Raw genomic sequence first — 20,216 nt, 5'->3', positions numbered from 1 at the left:
GTTGTAAAGAGAGCTATAATATTAATTTACCACTTATCTATTTTGAAGGTTTGCCGTTGATTAACAGGTTGCTGATATTAACATCTTTGGCTCCCTTGATATCATTTCCGCCACTCTTCACATTATTAAAGCTGCAATTTGTTACATTTATATTATATACATAATCAGGTTTATCGAGGCCAATAATCTTTATTCCATATTCGCTCTTCTGACATGTAATGTTATCAAGATGAACATCACGAACTATAGGTGTGAATCCTCTGTTGCATCTCTCCCTTTCCTCATATCTTAAATTTATCCTCAATACAGCCTCTTTACACTCACCTACCTCTATGTTACGTGCATAAACCTTCTCAACTATTCCACCGCGGCATGTACTGGTCTTTATTCTTACAACTCTGTCGAGTTGAGGGCTGTCCATTTTACAATTCTCGATGAATATATTTTTAGCTCCACCCGAAATCTCACTACCAATTACCAGACCTCCATGTCCGTTCTTCATCAGACAATCTTTTACAACAATATTCTCACTTGGCACCTTCCATTTTCTACCATCTTCATTTCTTCCGGATTTAATGGCTATACAGTCATCTCCTGTATCAAATTTACATCCTTCAATAAGAATGTTGGATGATGACTCAGGATCACAGCCGTCGCCATTAGGTCCTCTGTTGAAAATATCTACTCCACTTACAATCAAATTTTTGCAGAATAGTGGATGTATAACCCAAAAAGGAGAGTTAAGCAATGTAACTCCTTGAATCAGGATTGTGTTGCAGCGTATAAAATTGATAAGTTGTGGTCTCATTCCATCCTCCTTAACCATTCTTCTCTCTTCAACAGGTACTTTCATCTCTGCCCAAGCTAGAAGCTTCTCTCTTCCACCATTTCTCTGTGCAATCATTCCCGGTTTCCATCCGTAAGCAGGAGCTCCGCACATTGCCCACCAATTATCATTAGTTGCCTGACCATCAATAATACCTTTTCCTGTTATTGCAATATTTGTCTCACCATTTGCATATATAAGCGGATGAGTATTATAGCAATCCAGTCCTTCCCATCTTGTAAGCACTGCTGGGAAATATAGATCTGGGTCTGTAAGGAATTTCAATACAGCCCCATCTTCAAAATGTAGGTTTACATTACTTTTCAATGTTATAGGACCACAGTAATATATTCCTTTTGGTATTATTACTGAACCTCCGCCTTTCTCGCTACACAGATCAATAGCCTTATTAATTGCAATATGAGCCGGCTTATCCTTGCTCTCCTTTACTGCTCCGAAATCTTCAATGTTATAACTCTTCGCAGGGAAGCTTGTACGTTTTATACTCCTCTCTATTTTAATGCTTTTCTTGAACTCTTTATCTATCTTACTGCCGCCTTTACATATAGCTAATGCAGGAATTAATATTAAGAGAGCAAGTATAATAACTCTATTGTAAAATCTTTTTTTCATAATAAATTATTCATCAATTCTAAACCAATCAAAATCACTCCATCCGCCATCGTTTATAGTTATCGAAGGACGAGTACAGAATATACCCACCTTAGCTCCTATCCACAAACCTTCTCTTGCCTGAAAAGGAACACCCAATTTATTAAACTTCTTATTGTCCAGGCTATAGCTGAAGTTGCACATCACCTTATCGCCTTCACTCTTGAAGTTCACTCTGAGGTAGACAGGTTTACCATTTTCTATTTTTACAGATGCATTTTCTTTCTCTTTCTCTCCTTTATCTGCATTGATACATGATATCTGAGAGAGATAGATGCCATCTTCTCTGTTCTCCAAAGCCAAAGTGCCATAATTCATTCCCATAACTACCAAACCTGTTCTCTCACCTTTATATTTTGTTGTAGGAGTGAAAGTTAACTTGGTTGTAGCAGTGAAATTAGGAGCAGGTGTCTTCTGAAGAAGAAGATTTGATATATCCCACAAATTCTTGTAGTTCTTAGGAACAGGGAAAGAGTATAGTCGTGCTACTCCTTTCGAAGCATCCCAGAAAGCCCATTTTTCATCAATGTTACCATGCCATTGCCACTGTTCGCCCATATCGTTTGAGTTGAACTCATCGCTCTCTTTAGGAGTGCAGATGCTGTAGTTAGCTCCTACATTTGGCTTTTTGTATGACGTAACAGGCTCACCACATCCATCTCCATCCTTATCAATGCCTATTACAGGCCATCCGTTTACCCATTTCATTGGTTGCAGATGAGTAACACGACCATATGCCCCTTTATCCTGGAAATTGATGAACCAATCTTCACCCTTGTCAGTAGTAACCCATCCACCTTGGTGAGGGCCGTTAATATTTGTTTTACCCTGGCTCATTACAGTTTTGCTCTCGTAAGGACCATAAATATTTTTTGATCTAAGGACAAGTTGCCAACCGAAAGTCACACCTCCTGCAGGGAGGAAGATATAGTAGTATCCATCCTTCTTGTAGAGTTTTGGTCCTTCACAAGTTGGATTTCCTTCATGACCATCGAAAACTATTCTTGATGCAGTTATAGCTGAATCTGCCTTATCGTTAAGCTCGCATATAGCAATTACACTCTTCAGGCCGGCTCTACTTCCTGCTAATGCGTGAACTAGATATACCCTACCGTCTTCATCCCATAGTGGAGTTGTATCGATAATACCTTTCGCCGCCTTCACAAGAATCGGTTTGCTCCATCTACCAGCAGGATCAGATGTATGTGTCATAAACACTCCCTGATCAGGATCACCCCAGAAGATATAGAACTCACCATTGTGAAAACGTATGCTTGGAGCCCACACTCTGTTACCATGCTGAGGATTTGTATCAGTTACCGGATCTAAAGCTGTTGGTATTGCTGCATTAATAATCTCCCAGTTTACAAGATCTTTAGAATGTAGAATCTGAAGTCCTGGCAAACAGTTGAAACTTGATGAAGTCATATAATAGTCACTACCTGCTTTGCATACATCAGGATCTGAATAATCAGCATATAGTATTGGATTCTTGTATGTACCGTTCCCTTGGTCTGCCACCCATACTTTTGAAACATAGTTCTGACCATTTGCCCCTAAAGAGATGGCTAATAGTAAGGCTGATATAAAAGTGCTTTTCATTATTTTGTAGATAAATTATATTATTTCTGAAGGTTAATATAAGAGTTATCTCTTATCGTTGTTTATCTGAAAGACCTATCATTAGGTTTTTCTTGCCAATCTTATTGTACTCTCTCCCATTAATATTTATACGGCTGCAATTTTGTATGTTCATCTTTTCGCCATCTTTTTTGAGAGTTATATTGATATTCTTGAAATCAGCATTGCTCACTTCATCCAATTCAATACCATCAGTACAGTTCATTACATTAATGTTTTCCATCTTTACATTATCAATCCTCATCTCTGGAAGTCCCTTAAATTGCATAGCTCTTCCGGCATCATAGCAGGTCACATCCTTTATATCTATATTTCTGAAACAAGGAGTCTCTTCTGTAACAGGATAGATTTCAGCAGATTCTTCCACTGTACTATCATTAGCCTCCTCTTCTCTGGATTTTCCCCCATAGTATAGGTTGAATAAGATTGCTTCATTAGGGATGTTTATCATATTGATATTTTCTATAAAGATATTCTCTACAACACCACCTCTTCCTCTGTTACTCTTGAATCTGAGACCAACATCTGTACCTAAGAAAGAGCAGTTACTTACGAATATGTTCTTTACACCGCCCGACATCTCACTGCCTACAACAAATCCACCATGTCCGTGAAGTACAGTATTATTTATTACAACAATATTCTGACATGGTACACCTCTTTTTCTTCCCTGTTCATCTTTTCCGGATTTAAGACAGATAGCATCATCACCTGCGTCGAAAACACAATTGCTTACTAATACTCTGTTGCATGACTCCAAGTCCAATGCATCTCCGTTCTGAGAGTACCATGGATTGAACACTTTAACTTTATCTATTACAACATCTTTGCACATTAAAGGATGTATGCACCAACTTGGAGAATTTTTAAAAGTAACTCCCTCAATATGTACTTTGTCACATTCAATGAGACTCAAAAGCACCGGGCGTAACCAATCACGAATACTATCCCATTCCGCATCAGTATTAACTCCTTTTGGAACATTAAAATCTGTTGTAGCTAAAGAACCTTTATATGAACTCTGACTTGGATACCATATCCTTCCATTGGTGTCAACCACTCCACCTTTCTTCAGGAGATTTCTCCATTGACCATCAGTCATCTTATCCTTCTTAACTGGACGCCAGCTATCACCGCTACCGTCAAACACTCCATATCCAGTAATTGCAATGTTACTTGCATTACGAGAATATATAGGCGACTGACATCTGTATGTTGCCAACCCCTCAAAAATTGTACTAACTATTGGATACTGTGAGTGATCTGTAGTAAATAAGATCAAAGAGTTTTTCTCAGTATAGAGCTCAATATTACTTAATAGTTCAATAGGTCCTGTAAGCCATAATCCTCTGGTATTACAACTCTTCCTCCTCCTTTTTGAGCAACTGATTTAATCGCATCATTTATGGCCTTTGTATTCAATGTAACACCATCCGCTTTAGCTCCAAAGTCAACTATACTAACAGAATAATCCGGAATAGCCGGAGCCTTTATTTTATCCATTTTAAATGGAATCTTCTGATAAATCTTATCAAACTCTTGATTCTGGGCAGAAGCAATAAAAAATATAAAGAAATAGAATAAAGAAATAGTAGCTCCTACTATTCTTGAATTTTGACAGATTAGTTTCATGTAATTAATTATGATAAGATAAATTTACTATTAATAATTTCTTCAAATTTATCTATTGCACCTTTCAATGCTTTTATGGAGCAAAGAAAGGATACAACAGATAGACACTTAATTTTAACCACTTGATATTATTTATGAAAAATACCATTTGTGCCGTAAAATTATTGGTAGATTAATGAATAGTTGTGTATTTATTGACAGTAATCGTGTAATATTTGAGATAAGAGATAATCTGAATGCATTAAAGTCATTTATTCCTATAATTAATAGAGCTCACATAACGATATAAGGCGATTACAATAAATATTGTAATGCATATTTTATATTCCTGAAAATTATGTAAGTAGAAAATTACTTATGCTTCAGTAAAGAAAAAAGTAGAATAGTAATCAAAAAAGAGTAGAATGAATTTCTTTTACACAAAAACATTTTACAACTCTTCGGCCACTTTAAATATTGCCTTATGTCCCTGCGACCAATCCTTCTTTGTTATTATATCATAGAAATTAAGATCATGACTATGTTTTTCGAAAATATGTATTGTCAAGTTGGTTTTATGGCATATATCAAATCGTTTCTGTAAATCGTATACACTTTCAACCGGGACATTAGCATCGTCAGTTCCATGGAATATATGTATAGGAATATCCACTCTCAATAGCCTTGTCTTGTTAGCCTCAATAGCAAAATGCTCAGTAAACCATTGAGGAGTCACATTGAAATAGTTTGTCCTTATCCACATCCAGTCATTATCACTCACCCTTTTCAACAGTTCGGCATGGAAAGGAGCACGCAACTTCGTAATATCAATTATATTTATTACACTATCCTTGTTGACATCATATTTATCAAAAGCAATGTCCTTAAAGATTGCTTTCCTATACTTTGAAACTAATTCATCTTTATTTTCATACTCTGCCCTACTGATAGCTTTATCTCCATCCTTATCGAATATAGGATTTATAGTTACCATTGTACTATTTCCCTCATTCTGCCATTTTATTATGTCTAACAGATTCTCATTACAATATCCATGTAGTAAGATAGCATCGACCCGTACTTTCTTCCTTTCAGCAATCATCGATGCAATTATTGTCCCCTCACTTAATCCATAGAGTATTATCTTGCTATTTTTAAACCTCTTGTCTTTCAATATAGATTTTATCATACACTCCACATCTTGTACCTCTTGTAATGGAGTATATTTAGAATATTGTAAAGAGTCTACATCAGTAAAATATGGTGGAACATTTCCATTCTTACATCCACGACGGCTGTATGTAAAGAACCCTACCCCATTCTCACAAAACCCTTTTGCCAGTTCATCATAGAAATTGAAGTTTGTTCTTTTGGTGAGATAGGTATTAGGCCCTGTTCCATGAATGCAGATGATAATTTTATCTGTTCTACTATCAGGAAGAGCCAAACGAGCAGAGATTTTCTCTCCATCGTTTAATTTGATTGTTTTTATCTCTGAAGTAAAAGAGAACAAGTTTATGCTTACCAAAAGCGAAGAAAGAAATAGTATTAGACGTAACATAAGATTATAGTACAAATAGTTTTTATAAAAGTAAATATTTTTTTTGAATAACTAGCTCATTATAAGCAATAAACTGGATAATAAAATAAAAAATCATACTTTACATTCTCTTTTTCTATATTATAAAAGATGTTTCATGACCGTCTATTTACCTTTATTTTCAGAATTGATATAAAAAAGCAACCAGACATTCAATCAAACCGATATATTATTTATATCTGCAATCGCAAGAAATATAAAAAAACAGAAGGCATATTTTTATGTTTGATTCCTATTATTAAAAAAATCTTATTAATCTTAAGCATCAGTATATCAGTTAGTTTTTATATTCAAAATCATCTATTTTACTACAAAATAGATTGTAGAACATAATAAAATGAATAATAATGTTCAAGTTCATAAAAGAATGTAGTAAATTTGCATACGGAAAGTAAAATAGACTTTTTGTAACCTATTTAAGCTCCATGATTAGTAAAAACACAGATAATCAACCTTGGTATAGGCTAAAAGTAAGAAACAAAGGACTTATTGAAGAAGCAAAGCATAGGCTTACTGAATCTTCCATATCTTTTGTATATCTTTCTGATAAAACATATCCTGCCAGTTGCCTACAATTTTTAGCTAGCAATTATGTACAATTTCTCTATGTAAATACTGATATTGATACTATAACTAACTTCCTTGAAAAAGAAAAAGATAGCAATATATATAAGCTTTCACGAGACAATCACAACGTACCTGTTTTATATGATGACCTTATTATAAGACAGACAGAGATGATTTTACACAATTACAACGGAGAGATCAGAATTACAAATAGCATACCTTCTAAAGCTAAAGAGTGTTCTATAGATTATCTTCATATGAAAGATTTTAAAGGCTATTATCAAAAGGTTCAGAAAGCTCCTATTGACAAGTTCTACATAAAACTCCTGGAAAATATTAATATATTTATTCCTGTCCCTAAAGGCACATACAAAGAGCCAACGGAGAAGAAAGAAGAGGAAAAACTATATCGTGAGAAGACAAGATGGATGGTATTGCGCACATTTAATGAAGAAAAGTGGTATGACATACTATGCAACTGGAATATAGATATGGCTGATGCTATACGAAGAGGAGAAGCTCGTCCATGTTTCCCATTCCTGCCTAAAAGAAAGTATACGGACAGAAATGGTGTAGAGCATATCAAACTGTTATGTCATGGTTATCTGTTCTTAAAGACAACCATAAGCAACCTTCCTATTATTGATAAGAATATTAAATATGGTATTCCCAATTTATCAAGAGCGGTAATGAAGAGCAAGTTTGATGGCAAGATGAGACCTGTCACCATAAATGAGAATGCTATGACAAACTTCATGTTTGCCACATCTATATGCTCAGGAGAACTTGAATATGACTCTTTCGACTATTGCATAGATGAACATGTGGTATACACAAACAGTGATAGCGCTTTCTTTGGAAGAGTTGGTAAATTAAGCCGCAAAGGCAAAGATCTATACATTGCTTTCAGCATCGGTAACGAACTTGGAGGTAACATACAGATACCGGCTATCAAGGTAAATATCAGTAATATCCGTAAACTGACAGAAGAAGAGGTGCAAGAGTTGGAGAGAGAGGGATAGCTGAACCTACATTAATAATTGGAAATTTATCAATATAAAGAAAGCTCATCGACTTCGGTTGATGAGTTTTTCTTTATTATAGCAATATGTATAAAGTGGCATAAATCCAAACATCATACTATTACACCATCAGTTAGTGAATAATCTGCCAGCGATCCTGCCTGTGCCTGAATGCATAGCACTGTGATTGCGCTATCTTCTGCTGCACGCAACTGACGCTTTGCCGAAGGATCCACACGTAACCAGTCACCTGCATTTAGTGCGATATCTTCACCATCTATATTCATAAAACCTTTACCGGCGAGAACACCATATACCTCCTCATTCTTTTTATGTATATGAACGAACGGGACCTTTGCACCAGCAGGTAGGTTGTTTATAGATACCTCTGAACCAGTAAGGTTCAACAAGTCATGTAGTTCAGTGCGTGACGCACTCATATCTACTGTTGTCTTCTTAAAATTACTCATAATATTAATTTCTTATGAACTGTTATTGATGATTACTTTAAAATTCGGAGTTAATAGATCTATTACTATTCTATTTTATTTAGTAACACATCTTTATTTCCGACAATGCAAATTTAAAGATAATATAATAGTTTACAAGAGGTTACAAAAGTGTTATATAGTTACCAAAAAGTAGGAATTATTGAAAAACAAAGAGAAACAACTTACAACATTAACCAATGTTAACTTAGTAACTTTTAGTAACCTGATTACAAAAAGTACCTTTACATGGAAAACAACAATATATTATGCAAACAAAAGAAGAAGAGAGAGTGAATTTGGCATATCTCGCATGCCCGATACGCCACGTAGTTGCTAAGTTCGGAGATAAGTGGTCATTAATTGTATTATATCATTTGCACATGTGTGATGGAGGAGTGATGCGTTTCAATGAGCTACGTCGTAACATGACTGACTGCTCTCAAAAGATGCTCTCACAGACATTAAAGAATCTTGAAAAGAACAATTTAGTGAATAGAAAACTTTACCCTGAAGTTCCACCGCGTGTAGAGTATTCTCTGACTGATCTTGGGAAAAGTCTTATGCCGAGCCTTGAAAGTTTGATTAAATGGGCAAAGGAGAACTTCGACAATGTGGTTAATGAATAAGTTCTCTAATTCATTAACCACATACGGTCATAATATTATTCTTTAATTTATAGTATTCATCCTAAATAGTAGAAATTACTAATAGTACTTATACCAGATAGCGAGGGCTCAGAAATCGGTCTATTATCTGTGATGCTAAATATGTCGTGATCGGTTGAACAATGAATCATGATCGGTTGAACAATGAATCGTGATCGGTTGAACAATGAATCATGATTCATTTTTCTGAACTATAAAAATAATTGATCATCACTTTTCTTTGCATGAGACAAAGATAATATTATTAATCAAGAAGAAATAGAATTTGTTAAATTCCCCATGTTACGAAGTGAGCCATAGTAAGCTTCTGTATAGTTTAGGGAAATCTACAATAGTAGAAATTATTAATAGTATCTAGACTTCATCGCATACTACATTTTTGTACTCGTATCTAAAATAACACTCAAAAAAATAGGGACTCTCCTATTTCTAAGAGAGCCCCTATAATGGCAAAATTAATTTGAACTAAACTATTTTATTGTATTTCCTTTTGTAGTGTAGAGTCCTATCATTGCGCCGGTGAAACCTCCTGCTCTATTGGTAGAGAGAATATCTCCTGAAACAGTTCCACCAAGTTCATAACTTCACCACCAACAGAGTAGTTGAACTTATAATCATTGTCCATACCATCTACATAGAGTGTGATTGGCTGCTTAACATCAACCTCTGTCTTAGCGATTATTGTTGTCTTGCCTCTCTCTGTTCTTGCAAGAATCAATATATCTTTCTTGCCCTCTTTGGTAATACCGAATACATAGTTGAATCGCTCGCTCTGATAACATGTCAGTCCTGCAAGATCATTGTCACTCTTAGGCTTGAAGTTAACTGTTGTCTGTGCTGAGAAACGTGCATGCTGCTGACGATAGAAAAGTGCAGAGATTGGCTTAACTTCTTTAATGTTTGATGCATAAGTAACCATCTTTAGTCCACCCTTCTTGCCTATAGTAACAATATCCTTAGGATCTGTACGAAGACCGACCCAACGGTAGTCCAAATTAGCAGAGGTGAAATTCTCTGTAAATGTGAAATTACCATTCTGGAAGAATCCGTCCTTACCTTGATGGTTCACAACACCAGCCGGTGTTTTAATCTTGCACTCCATAGGAATAAGACCATTCTCGAATACAGGGAAAGTACCGCTCCAGTCAACCGGAAGGATGAATGTCTCACGACCTGTATTCACCATGTTAGCTGTGTTAGGACGTATACCTAAGAATACTCCATAATATTTTCCATCCTGTCCCTCAACGATATCTGCATGTCCTGCCCAGTCAATTTTATTTGGGCGATCTGTTGGAAGATGACGCTGACTAAGTATTGGGTTGTTGTTCCAAGGTTTGAATGGGCCTTTTGGTGAATCACTGATGAATACTACCTCACTATGGTTATCTCCTGTTCCACCTTCAGCACACATAAGATAGTATTTACCATTCTTCTTATACATGTGAGGAGCCTCAATCCAGATAGGTTTCTTTGTAATGTCTACACCACCATCAACGATAATCTTTGATGTTCCCTGAATAACAGAATCTTTCTCTACATCGTATTCCCAAATTTTAATTACACGATGGCCTTCATACAACTCCTTGCCTCTGTCCGGAGCATCATTATGTACTATATATGCCTTACCGTTATCATCGAAGAAGATGTCCGGGTCAATACCATTGAAAGCAAGCTTTATAGGATCACTCCATCCCTTCATAGGATCTTTTGTCTTAACAACGATATTACCAAAACCTCCTGAGAACTGTGTAGTAATCATATAGAATGTATCATTGTTTGCATTGTAACGGATAGTCGGTGCATAGATACCTGCTGATATACCACAATCCTCAACCTTGAGTTGTGACTTACGATCGAGTACGTGACCAATCTGTTTCCAGTTTACAAGATCTGTAGAATGGAAGATAGGTACACCCGGGAACATTGCAAATGTGGATGTTACAAGATAGTAATCGTTGCCCTTGCGACATATACTTGGGTCAGGATAGCATCCCTGAAGGATTGGATTATAAAACTCTCCCTCCTTTAATGGGTTCTCCTGATAAACTCTATCTTTTCCTTGATAGATGAATTTTGAAAACTCGGCACTGTTTTTGTCAGCTTTTAAAGTGCCTGCTGCATTTACTCCAACTGTAGCTGTAATTCCCAAAGCTAAGCCGAGTATACTTTTTGATAAAAAATTATTCATAATATAAATTGTTGTTCCTTATTATTCTGCCGTCTCAGCCAAGTAAGCACCATTACATGGAATATAGAGTTTAACCTCCTGCTTCTTGTTCATCTTCACTTTCTTAACAGTTCCTTCCAACTTATCATTGTCAGTGTACTCCATATACTCACTTCCTGCAGCAACCATAGGTAGCTTAACCTTGATATTCAAAGCCTCTTTCTGAGCATTAACTGCTGCAATATACCATTTTTCACCACAACGGCGAGCCATTACAACATATTTGCCTGGATAGCCATCTATATATTTTACCTCATCCCACTGTGTTGGAACTCGTTTCATAAAGTCAATAGCCCATGCAGGAGCATCTGTAAGGTTATTTGGAGCCATAGCGAAATGCTGCATTGCACTCTGGTAAAGTACAGCTGTTGCCAAAGCACAAACATCGGATGTCATACGACGTGTTCCACGGTCATTGTTAGCATTATAGAACTTATTCAAGGTGCTGCCGCCAAAGTCCATGCTTCCTACTGTGTTGCGTATAAATGTGTGAAGGCATACATTGAAAGCCTCAGCATCACAGCTGCCCTGGCCGAAATGCATATTCTCACTTGCCAGCACAGCCTCAGAAGCAACAAAGTTAGGATACATACGTTCCCAGCCTCTTGGAAGTGTACATCCGTGGAATATTACCATAAGCCCATACTCATTTGCATCCGAAAGAATATCTTCATATAGCTGCATCATCATCTGTTTGTCACCTCCGAAGAAATCAACTTTCAAACCCTTAACGCCGATGCTCTTAAGCCATTTCATCTCTTTCTTTCTCTCTATTGCATTATCCATGATACCACGTGGAGATTGAGGAGCTGAGTTCCAATAGCCATTAGAGTTGTACCATAGGAAAAGTCCTACATTCTTGCTCTTAGCATACTTAGATAGTTCAGCCATCTTCTCTTTTCCAATCTGTACATCCCATAGAGCATCAACAAGAACTGACTGATAGCCCATAGCTGACGAAAAGTCTACATATCTCTTCTGTTCGTCGAAGTTACAGCTTGAATCCATGCCGATAATCCAACTCCAACTTCCCTTACCATAAACATACTCTTGTGATGCTTCGTACAGAGGTTCAACAACATCGAAAGGTACTGTTGTCTCAACTATTGGAGCAAGTGTTTTGCCGATAGTTATAGTCCTCCAAGGAGTATCGCCAGGAAGAGCAAGACCAGGAGCTGCTGTACCATTTCCGTTACACTCACCTTGATTTGGGAAACCTATAGAGTATGTATTGCCGTTACCTCCCATTAGTCGGCTGGCACAATATTTACTGCTTACACCTGTCTCTGAAATAAGTACCCATCCTTTATCTCCATTACGGAAAAGGCATGGGAAAGTGTAGCCTTCACCCCAACCATTTTTTCCTAACACATCGTCTACAGTATATGATGTCTCATAACTTGGAGATGAGTTTCCAAAACCCTGCATAGGTTTGCTCTGAGGGCAAAGGAATGTTGTAGAACCATCAGGCAATGTAAATCCTGTCAACTCCTGATTAATCACACAGCAATGTTTGTTCTTCTGAGGATAGATATGATATCTGAATGCCACATCATTATTGCTTACACGGAACTGAATATCATACACTAGTTTACCGTTCTGAGTGAATTTATATATAGTTTCGTTGGCTACATAGTGAACATTACGGCTCTTAATAGTAGGTACAGTGTATTTCTGATCCAACTTCTCACTTTTTTCACTCTCAAGAGTCATATTGCTTGTAAAATCGCCAAGGTCACACTTAACGCCAAGTGGTGATTTCCCGAGAAACTCTACTCCTCCGTAAACAATGTTGTAAGATGGCTTACCATCTTGTGAGGTTACATTGACTACAAGTTTACCGTCAGGACTGGTTACACTGTGTGACGATGTTGTAGCTACCGTCTGTGCCAAAGCCAACATTGGCATGAACAGACCAGCAATAAATAATAGTTTTCGCATCTTGTTGTTTTTGAGTTTATAATTGTTTTTTAAGTAATCTCACATAGAATATTCCGCCGGCAACAGCATCATCTTTAGGTTGGAATTTAACTTCAACCTTTGATTTACCTTTAATCATCTCAGCAGGAATAGTGTATTCCACATTTACAAATTCATTCTTTCTCCATTTGTTCTTTGTATTCTCGGTGACAAGAAGTTTTCCGTCAATAAGAATATCAAAGGTACGGTTTCCAGAATTCTCATTACCCCAATAGCGTACCATTAATGATAGATTATCTTCATTGTTGGTATTCATCATATATGAGAAATACCCTCCTCCACTTGCATCACGCCAAGGTTCTCCTTCATAATATCCTCTTGATGAGCGTTCATTTTTCATGGCATGGTCAGTCTCCGGCTGCTGTTCACCAGGAGCAACACGATCTATAGTACGTCTGTCCAGCTCCATCTTCGCTTTCTCCTTTGCTAGCATATCCGATTGGAACTTGTTGTATGCATCATCGTCCATACTTAACCAGTAGACGCAATATCTACAGTCGTGTACACGGAAAAACGGTTCGAGCTTCATATTCGAGAACTTATCACCTCCAAAAAGATCAGGCACTGTGAAACAGAGTGGTTCACCTTTTACAGGTTTGATATTACTCAATTTCTTCTCAATCTCTTCACGGCTACCACGCATATATGGAGCATCAAATATTGATACCAGCGGGCCATCGGCTATCTGACCGAAACGGCTATCATCTGCTTTAAGACCTACAAGATCCTGTGTACCATTACGTGAAGCAAGTACTATGGGACCATATTTCAGTGAAAGATAGTTTGGAACATTTGGAAGAGACTCAACAGATATACCCATAGGCATATCTAATGTCACACTCTCACCATTTTTCCATATCCTATTGATAACAATATACGAAGGATCTTTTACACCTGCTGCATAATCTTTTCCATTGCAGATCACCTTCATATCACCCTTCACCCATGACGGACGACGTATAAGTAGCTTAAAGCGAGTTGGTTTCTTTACATTAACAATCAATCTACTTGTCGACTGGTCAGGGAACTGCGTCATCTGTGTTAATGAAACATTCTTATCTTTCCACTGCACGTTGGATGCGATGAATAGATTCACAAATAGTGAGTCACCAGAGTGTGTATAGATAAACTCCTCATATTTGCTATGGTTCTCCATACCTGTTCCAACACAACACCACATAGCTGAGTTAGGAGTTGAATATACTCTATAATGAGATGGTCTTGCCGATGTAAAGTATACATAGCCTCCATGTTCAGGATGTTGAGAGGAGAGTATATGATTAAATAGTGCACGTTCATAGAACTCTGCATATTCAGCCTTAGGATCCATACGGAAAAGGTCCTCTGTAAGCTTCAACATGTTATAAGTGTTACATGTCTCAGGGCCTTGACGATCCTCTACATAGCTTATGCAATCATCTTTAGAGGGAAAATGCTCTCTGCGACTATTTCCTCCGAAAGAGAGTGAGCGTCTGTTAGCTACACAGTCCCAGAAGAACGTTGCAGCTCTCTTATAATCTGCATTATTGTCGAGTTGAGCAACCCTTCCGTAACCTATTACCTTAGGTACCTGAGTATTTGCATGTTTGTTATCTAGGTTGTCCACCCCTTTAACCATGCTGTCAAGTAACCATCTATGAGAAAAACGTTTTGCTGCGATAAGATACTTCTCATCTTTAGTCATCTGATAAGCATCAGCAAAACTCTCGTTCATCCCACCAAATTCATTTTCGAGCATAGCCTCCATCTGAGCATCACTCAATGGGGAAATAATTGTTATTGCCCAATCGCATAGTTTCAGAAACATTGTACGTGCCTCCTCGTTACCGGTGTAAAGCCATGCATCACGCAGTCCGGCATACATCTTATGGATATTATACCATGGTGCCCACAGTTTCCATATCTGTTCAGGATGGCCACTCTTGATTCCTTCCCACACCTGCATGCCATCAGGGACACCTCCCAGATAGCCATTACCATTCTTGTCCTGACAACGTTTCAGCTCAGAAATCATGTAATCCATGCGCTTTTTACACTCCTGATTACCTGTTGATGCGTAGTTCATTGCCATCGCAGATAGATAATGTCCGGCTACATGTCCGTCAAGTCCTGACCAGTTTGGAAAGCATTCAGCTTTCTTTGGCAATCCTGCCTCTTTAAGATATGGTGCCAGAAGACGATCCACATCATACTTCAATAATACCTTGAGGTTCAACTCTTGTGCATGTTTGAACGGTCCATCAAGAAGAGTGACATCACCCAATGAGAATGTATTGGGATAGAGTCTCTCCTGAGCAGCTATCGTTCCTGCATTTAGAAACAGTGCGATAGCAATAGCAATTATTTTATCTCTTTTCATGAATCAAATATTTTATTCTTCCAATCTTATGCTATTTATAACAATATCTTTTCCACCGGTAGACCAGAATCCTATGATATAGAGATGGGATGGATCTACCGGGCTCTTATCAGAATCTCTTACCATAGTGTGAAGGTCTATAGTCAGAGTGCGTGAAGAGCCAAAACTGTACATTGCAGCGCTGCCCCAATAGTTATTTGAGTCAAATAGCCTGAATGATGCCTGACAAGTATTGTCATTGCCAAGTTCAACTACCAGACGTTTGTATGAAGAGAGGTTTACTCCTTCTGAGTATTGCCACCCTCCGAAACCATACTGACCTGTCACCAAAGTTTTTGTTGCAGCATTGAAGGTACCCTTTTCCCAGATACTTGGATTAAATCCATCTGCTGTAAGTGGGAATGTAGAAGCTGTCACACTAAGTGTCAACGACTTACTATCGCCAAGAGGTCCCTGATAATTTATTGTAATTGTTGACACTCCATCTTTCAAAGCCTTTATCTTACCATCGGTAACAGTAGCAACTGTTGCAGCAGAGCTGGTATATGTTGCCTTTGAAGTTACTATATCTACTGCTCCATTCTTATAATAGGCTTTAAGGATAATTGAACGGCTACCTCCTGTAAGAATTGATATTGAGGTACTTGTCAAACCAACTATCTCAAGTTTATCTAAAGCACTGTTTATAACTCCTCCGCTATTGTCTGCATAATCCTTATACCAGTGGTATATTGGCCATGGACATGCTTCTGGGTCATTAAGGAATGTATATGCTCCAGGAATACCCGGAATATTTTGGAAGTTTGCCAACAGATTTGGTCCTGTAAAGAGCAACCAGCTTACATTTCCAGCATTGTCTGTGATATACTTGAAGTTGGCACCAAATCCTTCGCCTCCTACTACTCCTGTTAAAGCCTTACCCCATGAAGAGTTATACTTCTCTGGAGCCCAATCCATCTCAGTAACCATGATTGGTGCAATATCGGCAGCCGGTTTCACCTGCTCATCCCATCCTCTTTGGAATGCCTCATATCCCGATCCACTGTTGAACCATCCGGGATAAACGTGCACTGCATAACCTATATTATCTCCTGTAACAGGATATTTAGCAAATCCTCTATATTCAGACTGCCATCCTAATCCGGGAATCCATAATATATTTTTTGCACCTTTAGTTCGTATAGCATCTGCTATAGTCTGAAAATATGCAGTTATATCTCTGAACTCTTCATCACGTGTAAGTGTACTGCTGCCATCTCTTCCCAGAATCTTTACTGGTTCATTGGCAAGTTCAAACATTATACCCGGATTATTCTGCAAATCCTTATGCTGAGCTACTACACTCCATACATCTATAAGGTATTTCTGATATTTATCTCCTACATATATATTCTCAGGACACACTCCCGGTGGGCGCATAACTACATATAGACCCTTTGAATTGGCATATTTAGCCATATGAATAAATACTTCATCCAGATATTTCTTGAAGCGGTCTATTGAGAAGGCTGATATATCATTCTCCCCTGTTACTCTCACTCCAGGTGTATTAGACCAGTACGGATCCATATGAAGACGTACGAAATCCATCTTCCATCCTGCTGAAAGTATACGATCTATAAGTCCCTGGTTGTATTTAAGACAAGCTGCAACATCATAGTTGCTCCATATTCTACCCTCCTCATTAAACCAAGGGCTATATGTCTGTGCAAAACCATGAAGATTGACAATCTTACCATCCTCATTTTTAAGGTAACGTCCTACCACTTTCAATGGCGATAAGTCTGACTTACGGATACCCAACAATGTAAGCATCTGATCTGCATAACGGCGACCTATCTTACTATAGCCCTCTGCTGTGAAATGCAGATGATCCTCTCTACCAGGACAATCCTTCGATGAGATGACATGTGAATTATCTATTTTTTGTGGAATTGTTGCTATGATTTCATTCATACCCCAGCATACTCCTCCCTGGTCCTTGTCAAGCATCTCACCAACAAGCAAAGGTACGCTGTCGGCTGACAGTTTGAGATCATTCATAAGATCATCGCGTATCTTCTTAACCTTTGTAGGCCAATCCTGTTGCATATTATTGCTTTCACCCTGATGAAGAAGGATACCTTTAATAACTCCAGTTTCCTGAGCCTTTTTTGCCATTTCTACAAGTCGTGAATAAGGAGAACCGCCATATGCATCCATAAGTCCTTTCTGCCATGCATCGGCACTGTTATAATAACTCTTGTAGTTATCCTTGTCGAAAGCATCAATACCGCTTCCACCCATGGCTACAACTATCACTCCCACTTTTACATCCGAAGGGAGATTCTCAACAAGTTTACGACCGAAATAGTCAACAGGTGTCAGACCTGTTTCCCATCTGCAGAGTGGAGGAGTTGCAGTATACCACTCTCCCATTTTACGTGAGTTGTGTGATTCGTCGGAAGTTGTTGCACACATAACTTTAAAACGAGAATCTACTCCTTCTAAATCTATTTGCTCAATAGCTGCATTACCTTCCATGTTAGACTGACCAAAACAGAGATAAATCTGATGCTTTGATTTGTCAACCCCATCAATAACTACAGGTGGAGTCTCTTTCTTCACTATATCCTCATCCGAACAGGAGAAGAAACTTAAAGTGAAGAGAGTACATAACATACAAATTAGCGTGTTTTTCATTTTCTTTTAATAATAAATTAAGACAGATTAAATTTAAGTTATGCAAATATAAGCATCTACAATCACAGCCATTTTCAATTATAGATATATGATTTTAGATATTAGATATTGCATTTTTACACCACTGTTTATCAGCTATTTACAACACACTATTTGTCTGCTTATTTATAAGGAACATATATTTTTCTTCAACGATTTCAGAATTCGAAATAGTTAAAATCTCATTAATATCTAAATTCAAAAAAGATATATCTATTATATAAAATTGGTTTTACACTTGGTATTTACTTTTATCGTCATTAAAAGATGGCATACTATTTATGTATGCGCACAATAACCATTTGTTAAATCTAATCTGATTATGTATGAACAAAATTATTAATGATGGATGAAGTCTGCCCATTCATCTCTATGAAATGTAATTTAAGATAGACCCCCTTAATACATTTCCTTAACAAACATGGAGCATATCTATACATAACAGGGGTGGTATGATACGCTCTGATTATGAAAAACATCAACCCCAGAACTTAATATTATGAAAACAAAAAAGCTAAATTTTCTCTTCCTTTTCGCATGTTTTCTACTCTCATCGTGTAATAATGCTGATGAAGAGATAAAAAAATGGCCGGATAAAGGCGATTATTATGATTCAAGCAAAGAAGTTGCTTTCAGCTCAATCACTCCTGATTGGGGAAGAATCAATGATAATTTCATTATCAAAGGTAATTTTCCTAGTGACACAAGCAAGATTAAAGTATTCTTCGGTGATAAGAAAGCAGTATTAGTAAGCTGCGATGGTAGAGAACTTTATGGATTGATTCCAAAGCAGAAACCGGGATTCAACAAGATTACTGTAGAAGTAGACGGACAACCTTATGAATCTGAGAGTGCAAAATTCAAATATTATCAGACTCAATCTGTAAAATCTGTTGTAGGTAAATTGGATGACTGGAGCGGCAGTTGGAAAGACCAAAGCCTTCTTGATGAGACAAAAATTGAATATTCATCAAACTTAGTCGCTGTAGGAGGTAAAAAACAGGATAACCTGATCTTCGTTGTAGGAGGATGGAATGACAGAACATATTTTGTCTCTTTCGATGACAATATGGTTATGCGTCTTATTAATGTAGGTTACATGGGCTCTATTGCTGTAGATAACTCTAGAAACAAGATTGCATTAATGCCTCGTAACGGTGGAGCTATATACACAGCAACACGTGAAGATGGATGGACATTGAACTCTATTGGCCTTTCAGTTCCATTCCAGGGTGATAGCCAAGGAGCATTGACTTATGCTGAAGATAATAACCTTTTATACTGTATGTCAGGAGATGGTCTCTATGAGATCAACATCTCTGATAAGAGTTACAAAAAAGTAATAAATAAAGGTGATTTTCCTGCATTCAATGGCCTTAACACCGGTCAATGGAGACACTATTTGACCTATAGCAAATTCGATAAGTGTTTCTTTGCTTCATATCCTGATGATAACGGTATCTTGAAGTTATGGAAAGATAGCGATAATAAGTGGCAGGTTGAACGTTATGCAGGTTTCAAGCCGGGATGGATGGCTTCTGCATTTGGTGACAGATTAAATGATGCTGTATTGAAACAACCTTGTGGTATGGCTGTAAACAGCTATGGTGAACTTTATGTATGCTTGAGAAATGCTCATTGTATTGTAAAGATTAAAGGTAGATTAGTCACTCTAGTAGCAGGTACACCAGACCGTTCAGGAAAGGTTAACGGCTTCCCTACTGATTGTTTCTTCGACTGTCCTTTGGCAATTGCCATAGACTCAGAAGAGAATTTCTTCATAGGTGAAGAGAATTCACGTGCTATTCGTAAGATGACTATTGAGTAATAT

The 20,216-nt window shown here is 37.5% G+C and carries 10 protein-coding genes and 2 pseudogenes; 3 read left to right on the top strand and 9 right to left on the bottom strand.

The genetic code is table 11. From position 1 onward, the window contains the following. Positions 1-37: 37 nt before the first annotated feature. The 4 genes and pseudogenes from JCM15092_RS06980 to JCM15092_RS06965 form a co-directional block, all read right to left on the bottom strand. On the bottom strand, positions 38-1,459 hold the full coding sequence (locus tag JCM15092_RS06980) for a glycoside hydrolase family 28 protein (RefSeq protein WP_024994034.1): 1,422 nt from the start codon (positions 1,457-1,459) through the stop codon (positions 38-40). A gap of 6 nt (positions 1,460-1,465) precedes the next feature. Next, positions 1,466-3,100, bottom strand: a complete 1,635-nt coding sequence (locus tag JCM15092_RS06975; RefSeq protein WP_024994033.1) for a glycoside hydrolase family 43 protein — start codon at positions 3,098-3,100, stop codon at positions 1,466-1,468. 52 nt (positions 3,101-3,152) lie between these two features. Beyond that, positions 3,153-4,771, bottom strand: a pseudogene (locus tag JCM15092_RS15295) (glycoside hydrolase family 28 protein). 430 nt (positions 4,772-5,201) lie between these two features. Further along, positions 5,202-6,311 carry an alpha/beta hydrolase gene (locus tag JCM15092_RS06965; RefSeq protein ID WP_024994032.1) on the bottom strand — a complete coding sequence of 370 codons (1,110 nt, stop codon included), beginning with the start codon at positions 6,309-6,311 and terminating at the stop codon, positions 5,202-5,204. Positions 6,312-6,775: 464 nt separating this feature from the next. Here JCM15092_RS06965 and JCM15092_RS06960 point away from each other — a divergent pair, with 464 nt between their 5' ends. After that, a complete protein-coding gene (locus JCM15092_RS06960) occupies positions 6,776-7,939 on the top strand; it encodes a hypothetical protein (RefSeq protein ID WP_024994031.1) in 1,164 nt (387 codons plus the stop codon). Positions 7,940-8,052: 113 nt separating this feature from the next. Here the strand turns inward: JCM15092_RS06960 and JCM15092_RS06955 are convergent, their stop codons facing one another. Then, positions 8,053-8,409 carry a cupin domain-containing protein gene (locus JCM15092_RS06955; protein ID WP_024994030.1) on the bottom strand — a complete coding sequence of 119 codons (357 nt, stop codon included), beginning with the start codon at positions 8,407-8,409 and terminating at the stop codon, positions 8,053-8,055. Positions 8,410-8,696: 287 nt separating this feature from the next. On the opposite strand from JCM15092_RS06955, the gene JCM15092_RS06950 reads away from it, so the two are divergent. Beyond that, entirely contained in the window at positions 8,697-9,056 is a 360-nt protein-coding gene (locus JCM15092_RS06950) for a winged helix-turn-helix transcriptional regulator (protein ID WP_024994029.1), read from the top strand. A 509-nt stretch (positions 9,057-9,565) separates the two neighbouring features. Here JCM15092_RS06950 and JCM15092_RS15290 read toward each other — a convergent pair. The 4 genes and pseudogenes from JCM15092_RS15290 to JCM15092_RS15285 all read right to left on the bottom strand — a co-directional run bounded on the left by JCM15092_RS15290 (position 9,566) and on the right by JCM15092_RS15285 (position 18,346). Then, positions 9,566-11,286 (bottom strand): annotated as a pseudogene (locus tag JCM15092_RS15290) (glycoside hydrolase family 43 protein). Positions 11,287-11,307: 21 nt separating this feature from the next. Further along, positions 11,308-13,266 (bottom strand): glycoside hydrolase family 97 protein, encoded by a 1,959-nt coding sequence (locus JCM15092_RS06940; RefSeq protein WP_024994028.1) that lies wholly within the window; start codon positions 13,264-13,266, stop codon positions 11,308-11,310. Positions 13,267-13,282: 16 nt separating this feature from the next. Continuing rightward, a complete protein-coding gene (locus JCM15092_RS06935) occupies positions 13,283-15,664 on the bottom strand; it encodes a glycoside hydrolase family 127 protein (protein ID WP_024994027.1) in 2,382 nt (793 codons plus the stop codon). A gap of 12 nt (positions 15,665-15,676) precedes the next feature. Beyond that, positions 15,677-18,346: a sialate O-acetylesterase gene (locus JCM15092_RS15285; RefSeq protein WP_235782297.1), complete on the bottom strand. Its 2,670-nt coding sequence runs from the start codon at positions 18,344-18,346 to the stop codon at positions 15,677-15,679. 538 nt (positions 18,347-18,884) lie between these two features. Between JCM15092_RS15285 and JCM15092_RS06925 the strand changes: the two genes are divergently transcribed. Then, the gene (locus tag JCM15092_RS06925; RefSeq protein ID WP_024994025.1) at positions 18,885-20,213 is read left to right on the top strand and encodes an IPT/TIG domain-containing protein; all 1,329 of its coding nucleotides are present in this window, start codon (positions 18,885-18,887) and stop codon (positions 20,211-20,213) included. Positions 20,214-20,216: the final 3 nt, after the last annotated feature.

Origin of the sequence: Phocaeicola paurosaccharolyticus JCM 15092 (assembly GCF_000613805.1) — a bacterium.
In the GTDB taxonomy this organism is placed as follows: Bacteria; Bacteroidota; Bacteroidia; order Bacteroidales; family Bacteroidaceae; genus Phocaeicola; species Phocaeicola paurosaccharolyticus.
This window is presented reverse-complemented; position numbering and strand designations above follow the sequence as displayed.